This window comes from Bacillus sp. K2I17 (assembly GCF_002209985.1).
Lineage (GTDB): Bacteria > Bacillota > Bacilli > Bacillales > Bacillaceae_G > Bacillus_A > Bacillus_A wiedmannii.
On the sequence record NZ_NJGF01000145.1, the window covers coordinates 1 to 19,668 of the forward strand.

The 19,668-nt window shown below is 34.4% G+C and carries 20 protein-coding genes and 7 pseudogenes; 20 read left to right on the forward strand and 7 right to left on the reverse strand.

Features of this window, described 5'->3' with window-relative positions; genetic code table 11:
• Nucleotides 1-90 precede the first annotated feature (90 nt).
• Nucleotides 91-201 carry a YjcZ family sporulation protein gene (locus CER22_RS32255; protein ID WP_000540373.1) on the reverse strand — a complete coding sequence of 37 codons (111 nt, stop codon included), beginning with the start codon at nt 199-201 and terminating at the stop codon, nt 91-93.
• A gap of 760 nt (nt 202-961) precedes the next feature.
• Between CER22_RS32255 and CER22_RS32265 the strand changes: the two genes are divergently transcribed.
• Complete coding sequence (locus tag CER22_RS32265) at nt 962-1,387, forward strand: DUF4879 domain-containing protein (RefSeq protein ID WP_002167259.1); 426 nt, start codon at nt 962-964, stop codon at nt 1,385-1,387.
• A 326-nt stretch (nt 1,388-1,713) separates the two neighbouring features.
• Here CER22_RS32265 and CER22_RS32275 read toward each other — a convergent pair whose 3' ends face one another.
• Nucleotides 1,714-2,442 (reverse strand): hypothetical protein, encoded by a 729-nt coding sequence (locus tag CER22_RS32275; protein WP_256943792.1) that lies wholly within the window; start codon nt 2,440-2,442, stop codon nt 1,714-1,716.
• Nucleotides 2,443-2,600: 158 nt separating this feature from the next.
• Between CER22_RS32275 and CER22_RS32280 the strand changes: the two are divergent.
• The 6 genes and pseudogenes from CER22_RS32280 (at nt 2,601) to CER22_RS32305 (ending at nt 5,954) form a co-directional block, all read left to right on the forward strand.
• Nucleotides 2,601-3,445, forward strand: a pseudogene (locus CER22_RS32280) (phage replisome organizer N-terminal domain-containing protein).
• On the forward strand, nt 3,429-4,187 hold the full coding sequence (locus CER22_RS32285) for an ATP-binding protein (RefSeq protein ID WP_088610649.1): 759 nt from the start codon (nt 3,429-3,431) through the stop codon (nt 4,185-4,187). Before CER22_RS32280 ends, CER22_RS32285 begins: the two are co-directional and overlap by 17 nt.
• A 14-nt stretch (nt 4,188-4,201) precedes the next feature.
• Entirely contained in the window at nt 4,202-4,465 is a 264-nt protein-coding gene (locus CER22_RS32290; protein ID WP_088064957.1) for a hypothetical protein, read from the forward strand.
• The gene (locus tag CER22_RS32295; RefSeq protein WP_088123234.1) at nt 4,422-4,619 is read left to right on the forward strand and encodes a helix-turn-helix domain containing protein; all 198 of its coding nucleotides are present in this window, start codon (nt 4,422-4,424) and stop codon (nt 4,617-4,619) included. Before CER22_RS32290 ends, CER22_RS32295 begins: the two co-directional genes overlap by 44 nt.
• Before the next feature lie 44 nt (nt 4,620-4,663).
• Nucleotides 4,664-4,927 (forward strand): hypothetical protein, encoded by a 264-nt coding sequence (locus tag CER22_RS32300; protein WP_088064959.1) that lies wholly within the window; start codon nt 4,664-4,666, stop codon nt 4,925-4,927.
• A 781-nt stretch (nt 4,928-5,708) separates the two neighbouring features.
• On the forward strand, nt 5,709-5,954 hold the full coding sequence (locus CER22_RS32305) for a hypothetical protein (RefSeq protein WP_088123271.1): 246 nt from the start codon (nt 5,709-5,711) through the stop codon (nt 5,952-5,954).
• A 976-nt stretch (nt 5,955-6,930) separates the two neighbouring features.
• Here the strand turns inward: CER22_RS32305 and CER22_RS33535 are convergent.
• The gene (locus CER22_RS33535) at nt 6,931-7,107 is read right to left on the reverse strand and encodes a hypothetical protein (RefSeq protein ID WP_170962667.1); all 177 of its coding nucleotides are present in this window, start codon (nt 7,105-7,107) and stop codon (nt 6,931-6,933) included.
• Between the two features lie 413 nt (nt 7,108-7,520).
• On the opposite strand from CER22_RS33535, the gene CER22_RS32315 reads away from it, so the two are divergent.
• The 4 genes and pseudogenes from CER22_RS32315 (at nt 7,521) to CER22_RS32335 (ending at nt 10,387) form a co-directional block, all read left to right on the forward strand.
• Nucleotides 7,521-8,150 carry a Holliday junction resolvase RecU gene (locus CER22_RS32315; RefSeq protein ID WP_088610644.1) on the forward strand — a complete coding sequence of 210 codons (630 nt, stop codon included), beginning with the start codon at nt 7,521-7,523 and terminating at the stop codon, nt 8,148-8,150.
• A gap of 136 nt (nt 8,151-8,286) precedes the next feature.
• Nucleotides 8,287-8,652, forward strand: a pseudogene (locus tag CER22_RS34075) (ArpU family phage packaging/lysis transcriptional regulator).
• A gap of 903 nt (nt 8,653-9,555) precedes the next feature.
• On the forward strand, nt 9,556-9,753 hold the full coding sequence (locus tag CER22_RS32330; RefSeq protein ID WP_016119215.1) for a hypothetical protein: 198 nt from the start codon (nt 9,556-9,558) through the stop codon (nt 9,751-9,753).
• A gap of 442 nt (nt 9,754-10,195) precedes the next feature.
• Nucleotides 10,196-10,387 carry a hypothetical protein gene (locus CER22_RS32335; protein WP_074603283.1) on the forward strand — a complete coding sequence of 64 codons (192 nt, stop codon included), beginning with the start codon at nt 10,196-10,198 and terminating at the stop codon, nt 10,385-10,387.
• A gap of 142 nt (nt 10,388-10,529) precedes the next feature.
• Here CER22_RS32335 and CER22_RS32340 read toward each other — a convergent pair whose 3' ends face one another.
• Nucleotides 10,530-10,667 (reverse strand): DUF3956 domain-containing protein, encoded by a 138-nt coding sequence (locus tag CER22_RS32340; protein WP_000376554.1) that lies wholly within the window; start codon nt 10,665-10,667, stop codon nt 10,530-10,532.
• 292 nt (nt 10,668-10,959) lie between these two features.
• On the opposite strand from CER22_RS32340, the pseudogene CER22_RS32885 reads away from it, so the two are divergent.
• Nucleotides 10,960-11,765: pseudogene (locus CER22_RS32885) on the forward strand (N-acetylmuramoyl-L-alanine amidase); the annotation flags it as partial.
• Between the two features lie 40 nt (nt 11,766-11,805).
• Here CER22_RS32885 and CER22_RS32350 read toward each other — a convergent pair.
• Both CER22_RS32350 and CER22_RS32355 read right to left on the reverse strand, forming a co-directional pair.
• The gene (locus CER22_RS32350) at nt 11,806-12,117 is read right to left on the reverse strand and encodes a contact-dependent growth inhibition system immunity protein (RefSeq protein ID WP_000923399.1); all 312 of its coding nucleotides are present in this window, start codon (nt 12,115-12,117) and stop codon (nt 11,806-11,808) included.
• Nucleotides 12,118-12,133: 16 nt separating this feature from the next.
• On the reverse strand, nt 12,134-13,549 hold the full coding sequence (locus CER22_RS32355; protein ID WP_256943793.1) for a WXG100 family type VII secretion target: 1,416 nt from the start codon (nt 13,547-13,549) through the stop codon (nt 12,134-12,136).
• A 456-nt stretch (nt 13,550-14,005) separates the two neighbouring features.
• On the opposite strand from CER22_RS32355, the gene CER22_RS32360 reads away from it, so the two are divergent.
• The 8 genes and pseudogenes from CER22_RS32360 to CER22_RS32395 form a co-directional block, all read left to right on the forward strand.
• Nucleotides 14,006-14,686 (forward strand): S-layer homology domain-containing protein, encoded by a 681-nt coding sequence (locus tag CER22_RS32360; RefSeq protein WP_088610647.1) that lies wholly within the window; start codon nt 14,006-14,008, stop codon nt 14,684-14,686.
• A 98-nt stretch (nt 14,687-14,784) separates the two neighbouring features.
• Nucleotides 14,785-15,364 (forward strand): annotated as a pseudogene (locus CER22_RS32365) (DUF3967 domain-containing protein).
• A gap of 211 nt (nt 15,365-15,575) precedes the next feature.
• Nucleotides 15,576-15,758, forward strand: coding sequence for a hypothetical protein (locus CER22_RS32370; RefSeq protein ID WP_088064963.1), 183 nt, complete (start codon nt 15,576-15,578; stop codon nt 15,756-15,758).
• Between the two features lie 422 nt (nt 15,759-16,180).
• The gene (locus tag CER22_RS32375; RefSeq protein ID WP_000434817.1) at nt 16,181-16,381 is read left to right on the forward strand and encodes a cold-shock protein; all 201 of its coding nucleotides are present in this window, start codon (nt 16,181-16,183) and stop codon (nt 16,379-16,381) included.
• A 783-nt stretch (nt 16,382-17,164) separates the two neighbouring features.
• Nucleotides 17,165-17,884 (forward strand): annotated as a pseudogene (locus CER22_RS32380) (pre-toxin TG domain-containing protein); the annotation flags it as partial.
• A gap of 16 nt (nt 17,885-17,900) precedes the next feature.
• Complete coding sequence (locus tag CER22_RS32385) at nt 17,901-18,446, forward strand: hypothetical protein (RefSeq protein ID WP_002115074.1); 546 nt, start codon at nt 17,901-17,903, stop codon at nt 18,444-18,446.
• Between the two features lie 107 nt (nt 18,447-18,553).
• A pseudogene (locus CER22_RS32390) lies at nt 18,554-18,961 on the forward strand (transposase); the annotation flags it as partial.
• Nucleotides 18,962-19,103: 142 nt separating this feature from the next.
• A pseudogene (locus CER22_RS32395) lies at nt 19,104-19,232 on the forward strand (tyrosine-type recombinase/integrase); the annotation flags it as partial.
• A gap of 21 nt (nt 19,233-19,253) precedes the next feature.
• Here the strand turns inward: CER22_RS32395 and CER22_RS32400 are convergent.
• Nucleotides 19,254-19,496 (reverse strand): DUF3937 family protein, encoded by a 243-nt coding sequence (locus CER22_RS32400; RefSeq protein WP_088610648.1) that lies wholly within the window; start codon nt 19,494-19,496, stop codon nt 19,254-19,256.
• Nucleotides 19,497-19,668: the final 172 nt, after the last annotated feature.

A 19,668-nucleotide genomic window follows, 5' to 3' on the forward strand; every position in this document is an offset into this window, starting at 1 on the left:
AGTGTAACATCCATGTTTGTTCATGGTCTTTTTACACTGTCTACCTTAAGGGGATAATATCATATAAGAGTGTCTTTTCCGATAGTTTGTTTAGCAGAAACAGCTAGCTCCAACTATGATTAATAAAATAAATAATACAACTAATAAAGCAAATCCTCCAGCGAAACCGCAGCCTTCGCCGCAACTACCACCATATCCCATAATAATAGTGCCTCCTTTAGATCAGAGGGTAAAACTAGGGTTCATTCCATACGTTTAATGGGTTCACTTTACCTTATATTTTGAAGAATGAATTGAGCAGGTCCTTTTGAAAATAAAGAAAAGACACAAAAAGGTACCTTCCTCCGACTTGAACCATCTTAATTTTATTGTGTTGTTATCATATAAGAAAAGAAGACATCTTAATCGATGTCTTCTTTTCCTTGTACAATGGGTGTTAAGAAGGTATTTTATTACTTAAAAACCATAACAAAATATAACAATCATCGAGTAAGATTATTATAGCTTCAATAAATAGGGTTTTATATGTAATATTGAGTATATATAGATTTATTTATGTTTTATCTATATAGTTTAATTGTCTGTTATTTGTTTTAATTCATTTACTTATATTATTTTTTGAGCGCTCCAGAAATGGAGCTTTTTTTATACAATAAAACATTTTCTTTACATTATTTAGTCGATCTATATTAGCTTTTCCTTCTTAAAAGATACCTACATTTTACTAAACTATTGTATAGACGACCAGTCTTTTAATGAGAATTTAGTGAGTTAATAGTATTAAATTTGAAAATAGTTTTTATATTGAAAGTAGTGGATGGATTATTTTGTATGTCAATCAATATGCTAAATTGCATATTGAAAAAAGTAGAATTTGTTAACGTTTCCAAAATAAAGAATATTCTTATGAAATCCTGCTAATATCAAACTTGTACTTATTAAAAAACAAGGGGATGTTTATATGTTTAAAAAAGTTACATTAGGGATATCATCATTAGCGGTGGCAGCGGTAGTTGGGTTAGGAATGGCATCGGAGGCATCAGCAGGACCAGCAGCACCTCTAACTTCTTTAAGTGTAGTAAAAGTGGAATCACAATTGGGTGGAGTTGAATACATTACTCCTAATAGTTTTAGTACAACTAAAGATCATGGGGGAAGTTACTTATATGTTTACACAAAAGAAATAGGATATGGCCAGTTTCCTTTTGCCAAAATGAATGGATTTGATGTGAAAAGTATTGGTTCACAAATAATTGGTGGTAATCCTATTGTAGGTTGGGAATATAAATGGGACGCATCAAATCATCAAGAAGGGACTTTTGAATATCAAAAGACTTCAATAAATTATCCAAGAGATACGTGGCGCACTTCGTTATATATTAAATAATCAGTTTTATATATTCGTAGCATGAAAATCCCTGCACTTTGTGTAGGGATTTTTCCATAAAGAAAAGACACCCTAAGGTGCCTTTCTCCGACTTGAACCACTTTAATTTTAATAATATGTATTGGACTCCCATCCAAATATTATTTTACCATGTTAAGTAATGTTGTGCATTGAGAAATACGGTACATTTCTTTATTTAAACGTAAAAAGCCCTAGAGGGGACTAGGGCTTTTTGACAGAATGAAAATGATTCAAAAAAAGGACTTTTATAACGTAACATACGAATGTTTCATAAATGTATCGTAAAAGTGAACAAAATCTATATTTTAATTAAAAGTATCCATCTGTACTTTCTCGTAAATGTATCCAGCTTCTTTAGCTGTAATTCCGAAACGTTTAGCAGCTATTTCAGCAACCTTAGGATCATGGACTTCAGGTATGTAGTTTTCATCGTTATTTGTTAGGATGTTATATTGTAGTTTCATAAAGTCGAATATGACCGTATAGCTTATTCCGTTACTTGCATATTGTCCGTTATTTTGCGATGTATTATTTGAATTAAGCGTATTATCCTTATTGGCGTACTCTCTTTCTTTCTTTTCTCTTTCTGTATTCATATCTGACTTATAATCGCTTTTTGTATACTTTTCAAAATCATTAATAATAAGTATGTCGTCAAAAATGTCCATAACATATATATCGTCGTCATAGAATACTTTGAGTTTCTGGTAACGGCATGAATTATTTTCACCGCAAGAAACAGAATTAAAAGATCCCATTATCTTTTCAAATGTATTGTTCAAAACTTCATATTTTTCCATAGTTGATAAGTCGGAGAATCTTTCATCTACATGTATTTGGATGTTTACTGGCGTGGTATCGTCTTCCTTTTTATCAGCTTTATAATCGACTTTTTCAATATATGGGCCTAACGGACTATCTTCTAATTTTTCCTTAGTTTCATGTTCTACATATTTCATATTCGCTGAACAACCTGTGAATATAAGACATATAGCAGCCAATAATATCCCCATAAATCTCTTCTTCACACACATCACCCCTAATTTTATTTATGTCTGAGAACAAACTAAAAGCACTCTTTTGAGTGCTTCCCTCCAACTAAAATCATCTTAATTTTAATGCTATCCGTATTGAAAACTTGTTCAAATGTTATTTTTTTAAACTTTCTTCGTACGCTTTTACTTCATCTAGTATGTTTGAAGATGAAAAGATTCGGTTGATTGAAAGCTTACCAGAGGCAGACACACTACTAATTATTTGGATTAAATTGTTGTCTCAAGCAGGTAGAACGAATGCCAATGGTTACATTTTCTTGAGTGAAAACATTCCTTTTACAGAAGAAATGCTTTCTACACTTTTTAATAGACCGATAGCAACTGTAAGACTGGCACTACAAACATTTAAACAGTTCGGAATGATTGATGTAACAGATGATCAGTACATATGCATCTCGAACTGGGAGAAGCATCAGAACATTGATGGATTAGAACGCGTAAAACAATTGAATGCAGAACGAAACAAAAAGTACCGCGAACGCAAGAAACAACAGCAATTAGCACTGGAAGATAAGGGTGAAGAAAGTGACGCTTGCGTGACGTCACGTGACGCAACGCAACAGATATAGAAGAAGATAAAGAATTAGATATAGATAAAGAAAAAGATAAAAAGAAGAAAGAAAAGCATTCCCGTCACAAGTTTGAAACCTGCGACACCAACGGGGCTAATTATCTATTCGAAAAAATTAAGGGTAATAACCCTAAACAAAAAGAACCTAACTTCGATTCTTGGGCTAACGACTTTAGATTAATGCGCGAAAAGGATAACCGTGAATTACAAGAGATTAAGGATGTTATTGATTGGTGCCAAGCTGATCCATTCTGGCAAGGAAACATTTTATCTCCTAAAAAGCTACGTGAAAAGTTCGACCAGTTAACAATCCAAATGAATTCTAAAAAAGGAGCGAAAAACAATGCAGAGAGCAGCGGCAGCAATACCAACCGATATAGCCAAAAAGGTGAATATGACTATGGATTCTGATGTGTGTGATACGCATGGCATGAATAAGATGAAGTTCGGTGGGCAAGTTGTTTGCCCTCGCTGTTTCCTTGAAAACGATAGTAGGAAGCTTCAGCAACAGGAACAAGCGAAATACGATGCAGATAAGGCGAATGAGAAGAAATTCATGTTCCACCAACAAAGTATGATCGCTGATAGCAACATCAAGAAAGCTAATTTTGATAATTACCAACCTACTAGCGATGAAGGAGCAAAGAACCTTGAGCTCTCAAAGGTAATCGCAACTGATTATCTCAACGGGAAAGTGTTTAACACGATTATGGCCGGGAATTGCGGAGCGGGGAAAACACATCTTGCTTACGCTATAGCGGATCAGCTTGCTGGAGCAGGTAAGTCATTTGTCTTCGTCACAGTTGGTGAATTGCTACGGAAGATTAAAAGTACATTCAATAAAGATTCTACATTAACTGAGGATGCAATTATACGAAGTTTAGTAAGAGCAGAAGTATTGATAGTCGATGATTTGGGAGCAGAATTAGGCGCATTAGATGCCAATACAAAAGCAACAAACTTCATTAACAGGGTATTATTCGATGTTTTCGATGGAAGGCAAGGTAAATCCACTATCTTTACGACAAACCTTTCAGGAGTGCGTTTAGAGGGCGCATACGATGAACGGATTGTATCACGTATCTTCAATAAATTCAGGGCGCTAGTTTTCAAAGATACAAAGGATTACAGAAGAAAAGCATTGCCATTTTAAAAGGGGGATTTGAGATGTGTGCGTGTAACGGGACGGGAGTAATTCATAACAGCATTGGAATGGGTATGTATCAGTTTGGACCATGTATTTGCGAAGCGGGGAATCGCAGTCCTGAAGAAGTGGATAGAAAGCGTCATGCTGTTATGGCGGAGTTAAGAGAGATTCATCAATTGCAACTGGAGGGGAATTGGGATGCCAAGACTTGGAACGGATTTGGAAAAGGAAAATTATATGATGGCGTTGCAGCAGAGGAAGTACATGAAGAAATCGCGTCGTAACTTGTATATCGCTTTAGAAGAGTGGGACCTGGTATTTGATGAGATCGAAGTGATTCGATTGCAAGAAATGTGGAAGGAAGGCAAAGGAATCCTTGAAATTGCAAAAGAGTTGGGAAGACATCAATTAGAAATTGCCGCTTTGATTATGGATTAGGCAGATAAAAATATCATTAAATCGCGTCCGATGGGGCTGGGGGCATGAAACAACTAACACTAGAGGATGTTGTGAGAAGTTTTAATTACACAGCAACAAGTACCGTGGACAAATTTTTGAAGCGTAATAGCGTTATGACGTACTCAGTAGAGTTTTACGACAAAGACGAAAAGTGGAAGCTTCGTTGGTTTGAGGCGAAGTCCGAGAGCGAGGCTATAGAAATGGCTAAAAAGAAATACGAAAGGATACAAATCATTAATACTTATATTTCGGATAGAACTTTAGAGGAAATCATGAATTTGGATTAGGAGGCATAGCGCTATGACATGTAAAACAAAGTTAAGGATTGTTTTTGGAACTGTGGAAAGAGCACACAGCAAATGTGTACTCATAACAATCTCAATTATTTTAAGGACCATGATATATCATCAAGGGCTTTATAAATATAGCTATACATGCGGTAAAAGAGATACTTTGGATTGTATTTTTGTTTCCAGTTCATAATAATCACCTCTCATACAAATAGTTTAATTATATTATACAGTCATTAATTCGAATGTTAAGAAAACTTAATGTGAATTAAGGTAAATTTAAACAAAATAGTTATTTGAAAAAAAGACCTCTTACGGAAAGATAAGAGGTCATCAAGAAAATGTTGTATTTGAAACACATGATGTTTCACAAAGGAATTATAACATATATCCATATATTAAGTATATATAATATTAGGGGCATAATGAAGATAGCACGTGAATGTTTCATAAATGTATTAAAAAAGTGATTTTGTAAATCAAGGTAGTCAGCACAGTTAACTAAGGGCTTGTTGAAAAAAGAAGCCCCGCAGAAAATGTTACTGGGCTTCATAAAATTGAGCTATGTCGTACTCACAAGAGATTTTAACATGGATTTAGTGGTGAATAAATCGGTAAATATGTCCAATTAATCTAGAGCTATTATCTTAAACAAAAACGCTATTTTCATAGCTGAGGGGGATGAATGATGGTTGTAGAAGCAAATGTGAAATTTGAATTAGATGAAGAACAAAAATTACAGTTTCAGAATGTAAGAGAAAACGAAGGGCAGTTATCGATATTTGATATAGATGAAACAAAGATCAAGCTGTATGAAGTCTTGGAAGCTAATGGCTGCCATTACGAGATTAGGAGTTATTACCTACACAACGATTACATGGGTGAAGTTAAGTACTTCTTTATTAGAACTACAGATGACACAATTATTGACATGTGTTTAAGCCAGTTCCCTGAATTGTTCGCTGTGTACAAGGGATTCACTGAAACGCAGATCAAGAAAATATACAGAGGGAGATTGCAATAATCCTATTTTATAAAAAAAGAGAAGCCCTTAATCAGGTCCCTCCTCTTACTGCCAATATACAATAACTATTCCATTATAATGTATGAGCGTAAAATATTTAATAATTATCTTAATGGTAAAAATTTCATTTTGTATGTATTTGAAATACGAAAAGAGCACTTAATAAAGTGCTCTCGTGACGAGATCATCCGTTTGTAAAGACTAACTTATTTCATATAGAAAGGAACACAGAATATTATATGTGTTTCTTGTCAATTGAGTGCTTTTTTACAAACAAAGAGCAGCTAGCAAAAGCTAACTGCTCAATACAAGGAGATACAGAGAAAACTAAATGGATTTTGGCATACAGCCTATCAACATTATGGACATAATATTGATTTTTATTCGAAGGATTTCATGTTTTATAAATCAGATTATGATAGTCGATATTCTCCATATTGACCAGAAAAGAACCAAGAATTCTAGGAAAATTCCAAGTGTTCTTTTTCTAGTTTTTTGAAATTCTTTTACTAAATAGCCAATAGCACAAATTGCTAGAAGAATGAAAAGAATAAGTTCTAGTGTAACTGGCATTTGATCTACTCCTAATCCATTAATTAATTTATTATATAACGATTATAAGATGTTTTTGCGGTTAATGGTGAAGAATTAAACAAAACTATCTCTATATGTAAAAAGGCCCTGTTGTCTCCAACAGGACCTTCCTAAAATGGCAAAGAGTAACTCTTACCTTACTCTTTGTTCATATACTACAAGATTGTTAAAAGAAATCCAAGGCTCTTTATATTGAGAAATAAAGAAGAATCATTATAAAGAATTTTATATTTTTTCATAAATAAAAGAGCAGCTAGCAAAAACTAACTGCTTGGCTGGTTCTCCAACAGGGGGAAAGGAGAAAGGTTAGGGACTTCATTAAATGAGTTCTGGCCATCGCCTATCTATATTATTGACGGAATATTGGGTTTTATTCAGTCGATTACGTTAAATGTTTGACGATATAGTCTTTTATTAGTAAAAAAGCTGCAAGGAGAAACATTACGTCAATTGAGAACCAAAACATATCTTTTTGAGGTTTCTTAAACTCTGATATTATCGAAAACATTAAAAATAAGGCAACGGCTATTACAATACAGAGTTTAATCATATCAGACATTTATAGCACTCCTAACATTTAATCTTTTTTATTATATAGCTATTTCCAATGTTGAGGAATTTAAAAAGTGTTTTATGAGAATTCAAACAAAATAATCCTTTTACGAAAAAAGGCCCCGTTGTCTCCAACAGGACCTTTCCTAAAATGGCAAAGAGTAACTCTTACCTTACTCTTCTGCTATATAATACATAAAATACGTATAGATGTGTAGAACAAGAAATTCCAATACAATTATTTTGATATATAAATTCAATGTATTTTAGCGAGATTAAACATCAGGAATTAAATTACAAATGTTGATTTATCAATGAATATCAATGGTGTGATAGAAAATAATGATTAATAAAGGAGTATTATAATAAGAAAATACGAAATATTGCATATTCAATTAAAGTAGAAAGCAAGGAATAACAATGGGACAAGGAAACCGTGGTATGGCTTTTGAAAAGCTTATCAATCTAGCGAATGAAATATATCAAAGAGGGGGAGTGGCACTTATAAACAAGCGTCCGACTCCTGTGAAGGTGTTAATAAGTAAAGGTGGTCGTGTACTAAGTGGTTACTATGAAGCTAAAAGTACAGTAGATTATGATGGCGTGTATAAAGGGCGAGCTATAGCATTTGAAGCGAAGTCCACAGAGAATCCTACACGATTTGATTTAAAGAACATTGCACAGCATCAATTAGATTGCCTGGAGAAAGCAAAGAAGATGGGAGCAATTTGCTTCTTCCTTATTGAATTTAGCAAGGACAAGTCAGTATTCGCAGTACCACTATCAGTCATTCAATCTTACGTAAGGATATCGCATCAACCAAAAGGTAAGAAGTCTATACCGAGGGTGGACTTTGATATTTATGGGTACTTAGTAGAACAGACGGAACGAGCGCCAGTGGATTACTTACAATATGTAGACGAAGCAGTAACTCCAGTTATGTTTGACGGCATGATTCAATTTGATCAGGACCATAAGAAGGTAGCAAATAACATTGAAGTAGCAAAAGAGAAGATGGCAAAGAAGAAACGTAAATTATTAAATGCTTAATGGATAACGGAACTATGTAGGGGGGATGGTGGGGATACTCGCTATGCATGTTTCTCTTATTCAACAAAGAGATAGTAAAATTTCACGTACCTGATGTGAATGTAAAAACCAAAATTCGAAATAGGGGGATTCCTTCATGGAACAATTAACTTTATTACCAGCAATCGATGACAAGAAAGTGCAAAAGGAAGTAGTCAGCATCTTAAAGGAATACCGTGCATTAAAGATGCGATTCAATAATGAAGTGGAACAAGAAGGGATCATTCTGTTTCCAGAGATATGAAATTCAAGAAGAGTAAGCGAATTAAAGGTGAACCAAATAGAGAAGACTTTAGAACATATCTTAGATGCGGATGAAAGAAACATCATCACTATGAAGTTCTTAGACAACAAACCAGTTAAAGATTCATTCGTACAAAACGAATTGATGATGAAAAACTCATACTTTTATGAGAAGAAGAGTGCAATTAAACTGATCGCTACTACATTAGGAATCATTTGAAAATGGCAGAGAAAAAGCAGAGAAATAGCATATTTTTTGGGGAGTTTTTGCAAATGAAAATAACGGTAAATTATATGTATAAGCCCTTTGACAACCGCATATCGAAGAGGATTAGTACACCTTAAAGTATACCGCGGCAGGGCGGGCATGGGCGGTAAGAATCTCGCCATAAGGGTGGTAAGATTCCCTTAAATGATTAATAATGACATATTCCAGGGTGGCGGGTGTGAGATAACTCGCATTCGTCATGCTGTTTCTAATTTGTATTTATCAATCAGCTCGGAACGCGTCCCCTGGGTTGATAATAAATATAAGTCTATTACTCTCTAGTATGTCGGTCTTGAAAATGGAATGGGGGTGGTTGCTCATGATTGAGTGACACTTGCATTCTAAAAGTCTAAAACAGTATACGTGATCTCATGCATTAGTAATTATTCACGACTCTTATTAATGACCAAAACGAGGGCAAAGAGTTCCACTCTTTGTTTGAGCCAATACAGCGGAAATATTCCCCTTCCGTCCCCTTAGTGTATTGGTTCAAACAAGGCGTCGGAAGAAACACATACGTCTTGATATAAATCCTTTATAATTTGGCAACTGTCAGCTAAGGTCAGCGACAACCGATGTATTGACCAGGACGACAAATTCTCATAGGGAGGACTATTCTTAGTCTTCTCTCAGTCACCGAACGTAAAGTGCGTAGCTAATAAGAGCTAAAAAATTACATGATGCGGTGGCTTGGAGAAGGTTGCGAGTACTCAGCCTTGATCTAAGAGAAACTTTGCCATTTGTTTTCTCTCTTCCCCTTTAGGAGCTGTCACCTTTCGGTGATGGCTTTTTGTTTTGTAGGATATTCTTCTTTTCTGTCGAATAGATAGATTGGGAGAGGCGGGGGATAAGTAAATGAAAAAATTTATAATAAGTATAGAAGCAGTCGATGGTAAACAACACGAATTTGAAATTGAGCATAAAAAGACAGTAACAGTTGCTGCTATAGAAAATTCTATACAAGCAAGAGAAGCTAGATTCTTCAGATTTGGAGATCGTATGGTTAATTTGGACAATGTATTCTCTTTGGTGGTAAAGGAGAAGAAGGATTAAATACAAAAAAAGCATCCATAACGGGTGCTTTTTTCTTTGTTAGATAGAAATTACACATTAAACCAGTAAAACTTTGAATGAGACAAGCATATACTAATAAATGAACACGACGTATTCATTCTTTATAATCGTATCGGACGAGCACCTTTTAGGGCTCTTTTTTTTATTGCACATAAGGAATTCCCAAACATACAATATCGAGTCAATGCCAACCAACTTATTCCTTTTCCGAGAGCTATATATATTCCGCTATAAAGCTCTTTTATGTTGCGCCATTAGAACGGGCTGGGCATTGTCGTATATTTAATACTCAGAAGCTTAGGGCACTTTATAGTGTTCTTTTTTTATTGAACAAAATGGACATTTGGGTTAAAGGATATCTATATAAATAGGTAGAATCTAATTAGTTGGTTCACATTTTAATCCAAGGGGTACTAATTCGATGCGGCGTGAAAAGGATTTGTTGAAACAATGGAAGGCGGATCTGCAAGCTATTCAAGAAGAGAAAAGGCTGAAGAAGAAGGCTAAGAAAAAGAATAAGAAATATAGCATTCCTGGTAATACAGCTGACTTCATGAATGGCAAGAATACTTATCGTAAAGAGAATGGGGTATGGAAGCAAAGAAATAAATAATGTGAGGAAATATGATTTTGATTAAGTGTATAGGAATTATCGTAGGCGCTACCGCAATCTGGGTGGCGTCTTGTTTGTTGTTAAGGAAAGATAAAGGAGAAATAAAAAAGAGAGCTAATGCCCTCTTTTTTAGATTTGGTAATTAATCGCAGATTGGTATTCCAAGTACTCTAAGAGCTAATGCTACTTGAAGAGAAATCTCCAATCTAGCAATTTCAATACCAGCTACTGAGAGAACTAAAAAAGGTTGTCCATTTACAAACACAACGCAACTATCCATGGTTACGCCTCCTTTCTAGCAATCTACTATAGTATACGTATTAAATGTTAATATGTAATAGTCGAATTAATTGATTTAATATAATTGATAGATTAACCTATTTAAACAAAACAATGGATGGTTTTAATTTTACAAAAAGAACCCGATAGAGTTCGGGTTCTTTTCAGAAGTGATGATGTTTCCTCGGCTTGGGAACTGAGAAAATACAAAAATATAATACAATGAGTTTTAGAGAATTTCAAGACTAAATTTGGGATTACCATGAGGGAGAGTTAAACAAGTTTCTTCCTATCAGATTGCGGATACAAAGTATATTGCTTACGGCGGTGGCCCTGCTGCTAATAAACGATTTGTTCATGTAGAATTATGCGAAACAAGCGATTATGAGAAATTTAAACGCAGCTATGATAAATATGTTAAGTTATTGGCTAAAATCCTTCGTGATCGTGGATTGTCAGTAGAAAAAGGATTATGGACTCACTACGATGTGACGAAATATCTGGGTGGTACAGGTCATGAAGATCCACTTAATTACTTAAAGTCTCATGGCGTTTCAGAAGCTCAATTTAGAGCAGACGTACAACGAGCATACAATAATTCTAATGTGGATATTTCTGTACCTGAAAAGCCATCTAAACCAGCAGAAGTTCCAACAGTTGTAACAGACGGAATCGCGTATATTGAAGGTTACAATGTTAACTTACGTAAAGGACCTGGTACAAGCTATTCTAAGGTTCGTCAGTTAAACAAACCAGAAGCTTATGTTGTATGGGCTGAAAAGGATGGTTGGTTAAATTTTGGCGGTGAGCAATGGATTAAAAATGATCCATCTTATGTGAAGTTTAGTAAGAAAAGCACAGTGGATTCTTCTATTGTAGGGAAGCGTGTTGTTTCAAAGGTTAACAATCTACGATTCTACGATTCTACGATGCTCCATCTTGGCAGGATAAGGATGTTGCGGGTTCTGTAGATGCAGGATTAGGTTTCACAATTGATACAAAAATAAACGTCAATGGATCCCTACAATTTAAAGTACACAATAGCAAAGGGAAAACATACTATGTAACAGCAAATGAAGCCTATGTGTATGTGAAGTAATATGAACAAAAGACCGCCTATTACGGGCGGTCAATTTTTACTAATTATTTTTTAATGCTTGTTTTATCGTTTTAACTGTTTGTTCCAGCCATTCTAATGGTGTTACTTCTAACCCATCAAAATATATTCCATCTGCAGAATACCGTATGTATTCATTTTTTTCTGTATTACTATAATCGCTTTGAATAAATTCAGTTAGAAAAATAACAGCATCTTGCAAATACTCTTTTGATACCTCTTCTAGTAATTCTTGGAGCGCTTCTTCATAGAAAGTATCTTGGTGAAAAGTACCTGCTAGAAATTGAAATACCTCATCATCTTCGAGATTATCGAAATTGTCTTCTAATAACATAATCTTCCTCCTATTATCAAGATGGATATCCAGTTAAAATAAAACTTCCATTTCTATCCTTCTTAAGTACAATTTTTGCATTTGACATATCTTCAACTGTTATAGAACCTCTTATTACACCTCGTCCAATTATTTCAGTACCATGATAACGTAAAATTAAATTATTGTCTCTTGGACTATTTAACCAACTTTGAATGCGTGCTTGATTACGAGGGTTATTCAAGACGGTAGCCGCTATTTTTTCAGTTGATGCCCTATCAGTAAAAGTAGATGCACCTGCTATTCTAGGATCACTTTGTATTCTTTGTAATAGTTCTTCATCCGTTTTTCCTACATGTCGTTCAAGTAAATGCCCACCTCTAGCTTCATGTGCAGCTAGTCCGCCTCCTGGAGTAAGTGAACTGCTATCACCGGGTTTCACAGTAGTGGTATTTTCTCCTTTAGCAAACTGATGGGTCGATAGCTTTTCTTCAGCTTGTCTAAAATCAGGTGTATCAAATACAGAGCGTATATTATTTCCACCAGCTAAAGCAAACTCATTGTGATTACGATTGAATAAGGATGCAGCGTCTTGCAAGCTTTGATTAGCAGTTCGTGAAATCTCAGCTAATTTTGTGCCAGGGTTCAACATTGCAATTTTATCCACGCCTTTTGTTCCTACGAATAGTTGTCCAACAGCCAATATAGTATGACCAGCCGCGCTTCCATACCATTCTGCACCACTATACGAGTCACCATTAGTAACATCACGATTCCAAGAATCAGAAATTGTTTGTTTTATCGCATTGAACGTCTCGACTGGGTGAGAAACGGCTTCAATCTTGTTATTAAATGTGTCAATTGGATGGATAACTGCATCTGCAAGTCCTAATAATTCATCACCTATAGCGTCGCCTATTCCCTTTTTTAAGTGATAGGGGACACCTAATCCAGCTTTTTCAAAAGCAGATTCGATTTCATCATCTATAGTGTCTTTTATTTTATTCACATCTTTATAAGCTGTATCGATACCATGTTTAAATTTATCATATAAAGACTCATCGGAATTTTTTACTTTACTAAGATCCTCATAAGTTTCTTTGAGGCCATGCCAAACTTTATCACGTAAAGATCCATCATTTTTCTCACTATTTAACGGACCACACATTGCTCCTTCTTCAAGATTTTCGTCATATGAAGCATCTGCGGTACGGAATTTTTCGGCAATTCGTTTCAAATCCTCTTCCACTTTTATAATCGAATTGATAGATGTAAAAGCTTTTGGTCTCGCATCGTTGAAAATTTGAACGAATTGTTGATTAGAGGCACCAATCCATTGAAAACATAAACGATCTATTTCATTACATAGATTATTATGTATAGATTCTAATGCGATTCTGGTATTATTTGCACGATTAGCGACGTCTTCTAGTACTTCAGGTGTTACTTTGATTTAAACCATTTTTCCCCTCCCTTTCCCCAATTAAAATTATGAGATGAAAGGAAAAAAATGTAAATATAGAAACTTTAGATTAGTATAATAATAATTATGCGAAATAAAGAGAATCCGCCCTATTAGATGATTTTTTTGTTTTACACCAATAATATCGATAAATTTCAACGTCATATTATTATAAAATGCATCCGTTGTAGCGTTATGCGGCTTGTTCATTATGGTAGGCAGCCAGGAACGGGGATTCTCGCTAATCAGTCGTGCGGATTGTAGTCCAAATGATTCCGTTATTTATGAGGTTGCTTGTTGAAATCGCTAAAGCTATTTAATTCTATTAATGGGTTTATTATTGGAATAAAAATAAAAAAATTCCTTCTTTTACTAATCTTAAAATGGTTATATAATGATTGTTGGAATTTTATTATTGACGTTTAAAATAAAGGGGAGAGAATAGTAATGAAAAAATTATTAATTTCAGGTGTATGTGCAGCAGTATTCGGTACAACTTTTTTTGCGAATAACTCTATGGCTGAAACATCGGGTACTATCACAAATCAGGGAATACAAGCAGCGAGCGCTCAAACTAGTAAATTTATAGATGTGCCCGATTGGCATTGGGCATATAATGAAATTAACTACATGGTTGACCACAATATAATGTTGGGATACCACAATGGTTATTTTGGATCTGTAGAAAAAATAACGCGTGAAGAATTAGCGGCATTCTTATATAGAACGGTGGAAATTCCCGATTATGATATGTCACAGCCGCTTCCTTTCAATGATATAAATGATTCAATGTTTAAAAAGGAAATTGCAGCAGGATATAAAAGTGGAATTTTCTCTTACGAATTTAATGGTCATTTTAATCCAAAAAGAATCGTAACCCGAGCAGAACTTGCTCAAACTTTCGTAAACGCTTTTTGGTTAAACAAGAAGTTTGATCATCAATTTAATGATATGCAAGGACACTGGGCTAATGAAGCCGTAGAAATTTTATATAGTAATGGTATTACTGGTGGTGTAGGTAATAATAACTTTAATCCAGACGGTACAATTACGCGTGAACAATTAGCAGTATTTCTATATAGAACTATTCCAATGTCCATCAAAGATCTACGAGATAATGCTAAGTAAAAAATAATTAAAAGACTGACTCTTATGAGTCGGTTTTTTTATTTGCAGGAATTTATAAAACATCATGGAATACTGTCACTAGGAGGTGTTGTGACGTTATGACGGACGGAATTGTTTATTCTGCTAGTGAAGTATACAAACGACTAGGAATATCCGATAGCACCCTTAGAAAGTACATGGAAGTATTATCACGTGAAGGATTCGCAGTAAAGAAGGATAATCGTGGTAGACGTTAATACACAGACAGTGACATTATGGTGATTGAGAAATTAATTGATCTGAGCAAGCATGACGCTAGAGCAGGCAGCGAAGATGATTGCGCAGCAAATAGAAAAGGTTAATCCAGATTTGATTAAAGAAGAGCCAAAGGAAACAGACCTAATCCCATTCCATATTCAAGAACAACTCCAGCAACAGTATGGCGTTATGGCACAAGAAATGAAACAGGGTATGTTGGCAATGGAGAAGCGATTAAGTGACCAGGCGAAGCAGAGTAATGAAGAAATTAAAGCGAGCGTAGAAGCGCATAATGAGCGGGTGGAAAAACGATTGGAAGCAAGAGATGAGACACTTATGAAGACACTGCGTGAGATGCAGGAAACGAAGAGAATGATGCAAGAATTTCGGGATGAGGTTGCTGCAGCGAAAGAGAAGAAGCCGTGGTGGAAATTCTGGTGAGGGCAGGAGGATGCACCGCCGGTAGGAACGTATAAAAATAGAGTTATAGAAAAAGGAAGGGGGATCCCTTATGAGAGTAGGGATCCGTTTTTTTCTTGCTATCAATAATGAGACGTTATGTCAATTTAACATAAATACCATATATACCCAAAATTACATAACATATCGTTTCATTATAATGTTAAAATACAAAAAGGGGAGGTGTAAAATTATGAATAAACTTTTAGGTTTCTTGTTTGTTGCGGTTGGCATGTGCTTTCTCATGTTAACTTTGACAATGAAAGTTCAGAATATTGCATGGGCTGTAATGTTAGGAGTCAGCATTCTGTCTAATATAGCAGGGACAACTTTATTGTTTAGGTACATTAGTGAGTATAAGAAACAAGCATTTTAATTGTTTTTGCATTGTTGAAAAGAGCAAACTCCTCTCCATTCGGGGAGGAGTTTGCTCTAATATTAAAAATTAGCTTATTTACATAACTTTCGTTATCAGAAGTAAAATTTAACTCGAAAATAGCTAATTTTATCAATTGTTGAATGTCTGAAAAAATCAAATCAATGATATTGTCGAGATCCTTTGGCAACTTCTTGCTGTGATGACTATCATAGTGACTTTTTCTCCAGCAACCACTATTAGTGGTTAATTACTATAAGGATTTATTTTTGAAATTTGCTATTTTTTAGAAAGTATGTTAATTTAAGAAAGACCTATTTTTGTTCGGTTTGAGATTAAGAATAAATTTTGTTTTTCGTCTAAGGTATTTGAGCAAGGGTAGTAACAATATGTGTGGATATCCACACTAGGAGGCAACAATTATGGAACAAGGTAAAGTAAAATGGTTTAATGCAGACAAAGGTTTTGGATTCATCGAGCGTGAAGGTGGAGAAGACGTATTCGTACATTTCTCAGCTATCCAAATCGACGGTTACAAATCTTTAGACGAAGGACAAAGTGTAACGTTTGAAGTAGAACAAGGACAACGTGGCCTACAAGCTACTAATGTTCAAAAAGCTTAATATTAGCTGATGAAAGACCCTCTTGTAGGGTCTTTTTTTGATTTTGTTACAATATTCCGAATACAACTTTTTTAAGGGGATTTTGGTTGCTAAACTTTTAATGAAAAAGAAGCTGATTCAGCTGTAAGAGAAAAATACAATTCTACTATCGCAACTTTAGAGATGATGAATGAGGATTTTGGGAAAATCCATAAATTAATGCTACTAAAAGATAGTGTTATGATTATCGATAAAGCGAATCAGGGTTCAGATAATATTATTCAACAAATTCAAGAAGGTAAATATTTAGTACAGCAGGATAAAGCTAACGTTGTGAATGATTTAACGAATTATAAAAATAGTATGACAGCCTATAAAAAGCAAATGTTGGAGTGGTTTGTAGATACTGCAGAAGCAGGAACAGATGCCATGATAATGTTTGTGGATATGACAACAGCTTACTCGCTCTCAATTAATAAGGTTTTTATCGAACCAGCGGAAAAATGGGTTGGCACATTACCAAAAGGTGAAATAGAAAAATTTGCAGTCGGTGTTCGCGACTATGGACAGCAAGTTACAGCTATGCATGAAGGGTTTAAAAGCAGATTACCTGAATATAAACAAATGGCTTCTGATTTACGTGTTGTAAATCAAAGTTTCCTTAAATTTGGTGATTCTGTACAGAAGGCTGGGGCATCACTACATAAACAAGCAGTAATGGATGATGGACTAATTAATAGTGTCTCAACGCATGTTGCAGAAGCCCAACAAGCATTTCCAACAATACATACAGATATTATGTCTGGATTAGATGCTGCCAATAATATTATGGACTCTGCTAATAAAATTGCGAGTCATAAAATTGATGTACCTGCAGCATCCAAAAACATTGGAAATATTGATTTGAGTAATGCACTACGTGATTTAGGTGCTGATTCATCTAGAGTATATGATCGTAAGAATGATGGAGATTTATCTTTCATATTGGGTATTACGCCTATAATTGGTACAGGAAAAGAAATTGGACAACTCATAAAAGGGGAAGACTTAGTAACAGGTCAAAAATATGGTCCAGAAGATTATGCATGGGGGACACTGGCTGTCGTATCTGGTGGTACAACACGAGTTGTTGGTAAAGTTTTTGGAAAGATTGGTGATCTTGAGAAAAAGGCTAAGAATCTCGGTAATGTAACGAAAAATGTACCAAAAGGCTCCTTTGATGTAGCAGCCTTTGATAAAAAAATCGCAAAAATGAGTGTAAACGAAAGAGTTGCTGAAATAAAAACAGTTTCTCGGGAGGTTGCAAATCAAAAAGGTTGGAAAAAAGATAATAAACGAACTAAAATGAACAAGAGAGAAGTATATTATGATAAAAAAACAGATACTTATTACGCTATAGATACACAACACGGAAGATTTGAAGTAGTTAATAGTAAAGGGAAACATCAAGGAGAGGTAGATTTCAATTTGAATCAAACGAAACCTGCAGATAAATCTGGAGGGCATGATTTAATAATGAGTTAAAAGAAGGGATTTAGTCATGAATGAATTAGTAAAAAGAGCAATACAACAATTTTATGTAAATGAAGATAAAGATGCATATTTGTTAAAATGTGAAAGCAAAATTGAATTACCAATAGAATTACAATCATTCACAAACAACAGTAATATTCTTACTACATCTGTTAAAAATAATGTGATTTGGCCAGCAGAAAAATATATATTTGATTTTAAACCATATAAAAAAGATAATTTAAAAGTTGACTACAGCAGTACTTTATTAATTTCAAAGTTGGCGCCCGTGTTTTACTTTCAACATGAATTTTCAGTTGACTGTCCTGATGATACGTCACTCCTGTCCACTTTAGATGGAGATAACACACAGGCCTATACGATTCAACAATTGGAATTCGAACAACAAGTCATTCAATCTTTAACATCGAAAAATTATACAGAACTATCCTATGCAGAAGTAAATGAGGTTGTTATGGATCTCAAATTCCCAGAGGGTGTAACTTTCTTTGGCCCTCAGGTGACTGTAGAATATGCTCTTTTTCATGATGTTTTAGATATTTGTCCAGATTAATGAAATTTTAAATAGTAAAAAGTCGTAGGTAATAGTTCCTATGACTTTTATTATTGAATTTTTTTCCAGAATGACCCCTCATACCCAGAATCGTTTCCGTACCCCCTCTACGTTGGCAAATTGAGATTGTATTTAAAACATGGAAATCTCTTTTTGGTATCAATCATTGTCACAATATTAAGAGAGAGCGTCTAGAATGTCATCTTTATGGACAATTAATCGCTATTTTTCTTTGTTCTTCCACTATGTTCAAAATGCGACAGCTGTTACTACAGAAAAAACAAAAAGAATTAAGTGAATATAAAGCAATTTATATGATTCAAGATCATCTGTACTTAGTATATGAAGCTATACAACAAGACACCCAAGAAGTATCTAAAATTTTCCTTCGTCTGTTTGACCTCTTACAGAAAAACGGACGGAAATCGCATCGATATGAGAAAAAGACAGTCTTTGATATTTTAGGTGTCGTTTATCAGTGTACTGTATCCAATCTAAGGCAAAAAACTGCATAATCTTTAAAAATACACCTTATCAAGGTTTATTTGGTATGCGTATTTTTAAAAACAAATAAACAAAATATCAAGCATGTAGGCAACATGAACGGAAGTTCATAGGAAAACCAACCTTAGCTTGATGGGCATGTATGGTGAGTCCTATAAGCAAACAAAAGATGTCGCTATGTTACAAGAAATACTCAATCATAGTACACCACAAATTACACTTAAATATATTGGGATTAATAAAGAAGAGAAAGACAATATACTAGATAATTTCTATATTTAAAATCTATCAAAAAAACGACATCTATATAGATGCCGTTTTTTTTGGTTCTTTTTTTGTAAATTGGTATAAAGCAATTGCTCCTAGAATAACAAGTATTCCTTCAGGAACATCTAATAATAATGTTTTCCAAGTTTCTGAAATTAATAATTCGTTACCTGTAAAAGATCTATAATATCCTTTTATATAACCAATGGTAAACTGAATTACAGATAAAAAGACAAATAACCATAAACCAAATCGAATCATTTTTTTATCTTTAAGCATATAGCACCTCGCAAATTTAAAAACGTAATATTAAGATTATTATATCCTTTATCCATTTTTCTGTCAATAAACTGATAATCCTTAGCGTACAAAATTCGCGTTTTGTTGGTGCTACCCCATCGCTATCAAGCTAAGATTATACAATGTCAAGTATAGTAGAGATTATTTCTTT

Excerpts from the sequence above, each read along its gene's own strand:
- CER22_RS32255 (WP_000540373.1), bottom strand. The coding sequence starts at position 201 with ATGGGATATGGTGGTAGTTGCGGCGAAGGCTGCGGTTTCGCTGGAGGA.
- CER22_RS32265 (WP_002167259.1), top strand. The coding sequence starts at position 962 with ATGTTTAAAAAAGTTACATTAGGGATATCATCATTAGCGGTGGCAGCG.
- CER22_RS32275 (WP_256943792.1), bottom strand. The coding sequence starts at position 2,442 with ATGTGTGTGAAGAAGAGATTTATGGGGATATTATTGGCTGCTATATGT.
- CER22_RS32285 (WP_088610649.1), top strand. The coding sequence starts at position 3,429 with ATGACTATGGATTCTGATGTGTGTGATACGCATGGCATGAATAAGATG.
- CER22_RS32290 (WP_088064957.1), top strand. The coding sequence starts at position 4,202 with ATGTGTGCGTGTAACGGGACGGGAGTAATTCATAACAGCATTGGAATG.
- CER22_RS32295 (WP_088123234.1), top strand. The coding sequence starts at position 4,422 with ATGGCGTTGCAGCAGAGGAAGTACATGAAGAAATCGCGTCGTAACTTG.
- CER22_RS32300 (WP_088064959.1), top strand. The coding sequence starts at position 4,664 with ATGAAACAACTAACACTAGAGGATGTTGTGAGAAGTTTTAATTACACA.
- CER22_RS33535 (WP_170962667.1), bottom strand. The coding sequence starts at position 7,107 with ATGTCTGATATGATTAAACTCTGTATTGTAATAGCCGTTGCCTTATTT.
- CER22_RS32315 (WP_088610644.1), top strand. The coding sequence starts at position 7,521 with ATGGGACAAGGAAACCGTGGTATGGCTTTTGAAAAGCTTATCAATCTA.
- CER22_RS32330 (WP_016119215.1), top strand. The coding sequence starts at position 9,556 with ATGAAAAAATTTATAATAAGTATAGAAGCAGTCGATGGTAAACAACAC.
- CER22_RS32335 (WP_074603283.1), top strand. The coding sequence starts at position 10,196 with ATGCGGCGTGAAAAGGATTTGTTGAAACAATGGAAGGCGGATCTGCAA.
- CER22_RS32340 (WP_000376554.1), bottom strand. The coding sequence starts at position 10,667 with ATGGATAGTTGCGTTGTGTTTGTAAATGGACAACCTTTTTTAGTTCTC.
- CER22_RS32350 (WP_000923399.1), bottom strand. The coding sequence starts at position 12,117 with ATGTTATTAGAAGACAATTTCGATAATCTCGAAGATGATGAGGTATTT.
- CER22_RS32360 (WP_088610647.1), top strand. The coding sequence starts at position 14,006 with ATGAAAAAATTATTAATTTCAGGTGTATGTGCAGCAGTATTCGGTACA.
- CER22_RS32370 (WP_088064963.1), top strand. The coding sequence starts at position 15,576 with ATGAATAAACTTTTAGGTTTCTTGTTTGTTGCGGTTGGCATGTGCTTT.
- CER22_RS32375 (WP_000434817.1), top strand. The coding sequence starts at position 16,181 with ATGGAACAAGGTAAAGTAAAATGGTTTAATGCAGACAAAGGTTTTGGA.
- CER22_RS32385 (WP_002115074.1), top strand. The coding sequence starts at position 17,901 with ATGAATGAATTAGTAAAAAGAGCAATACAACAATTTTATGTAAATGAA.
- CER22_RS32400 (WP_088610648.1), bottom strand. The coding sequence starts at position 19,496 with ATGCTTAAAGATAAAAAAATGATTCGATTTGGTTTATGGTTATTTGTC.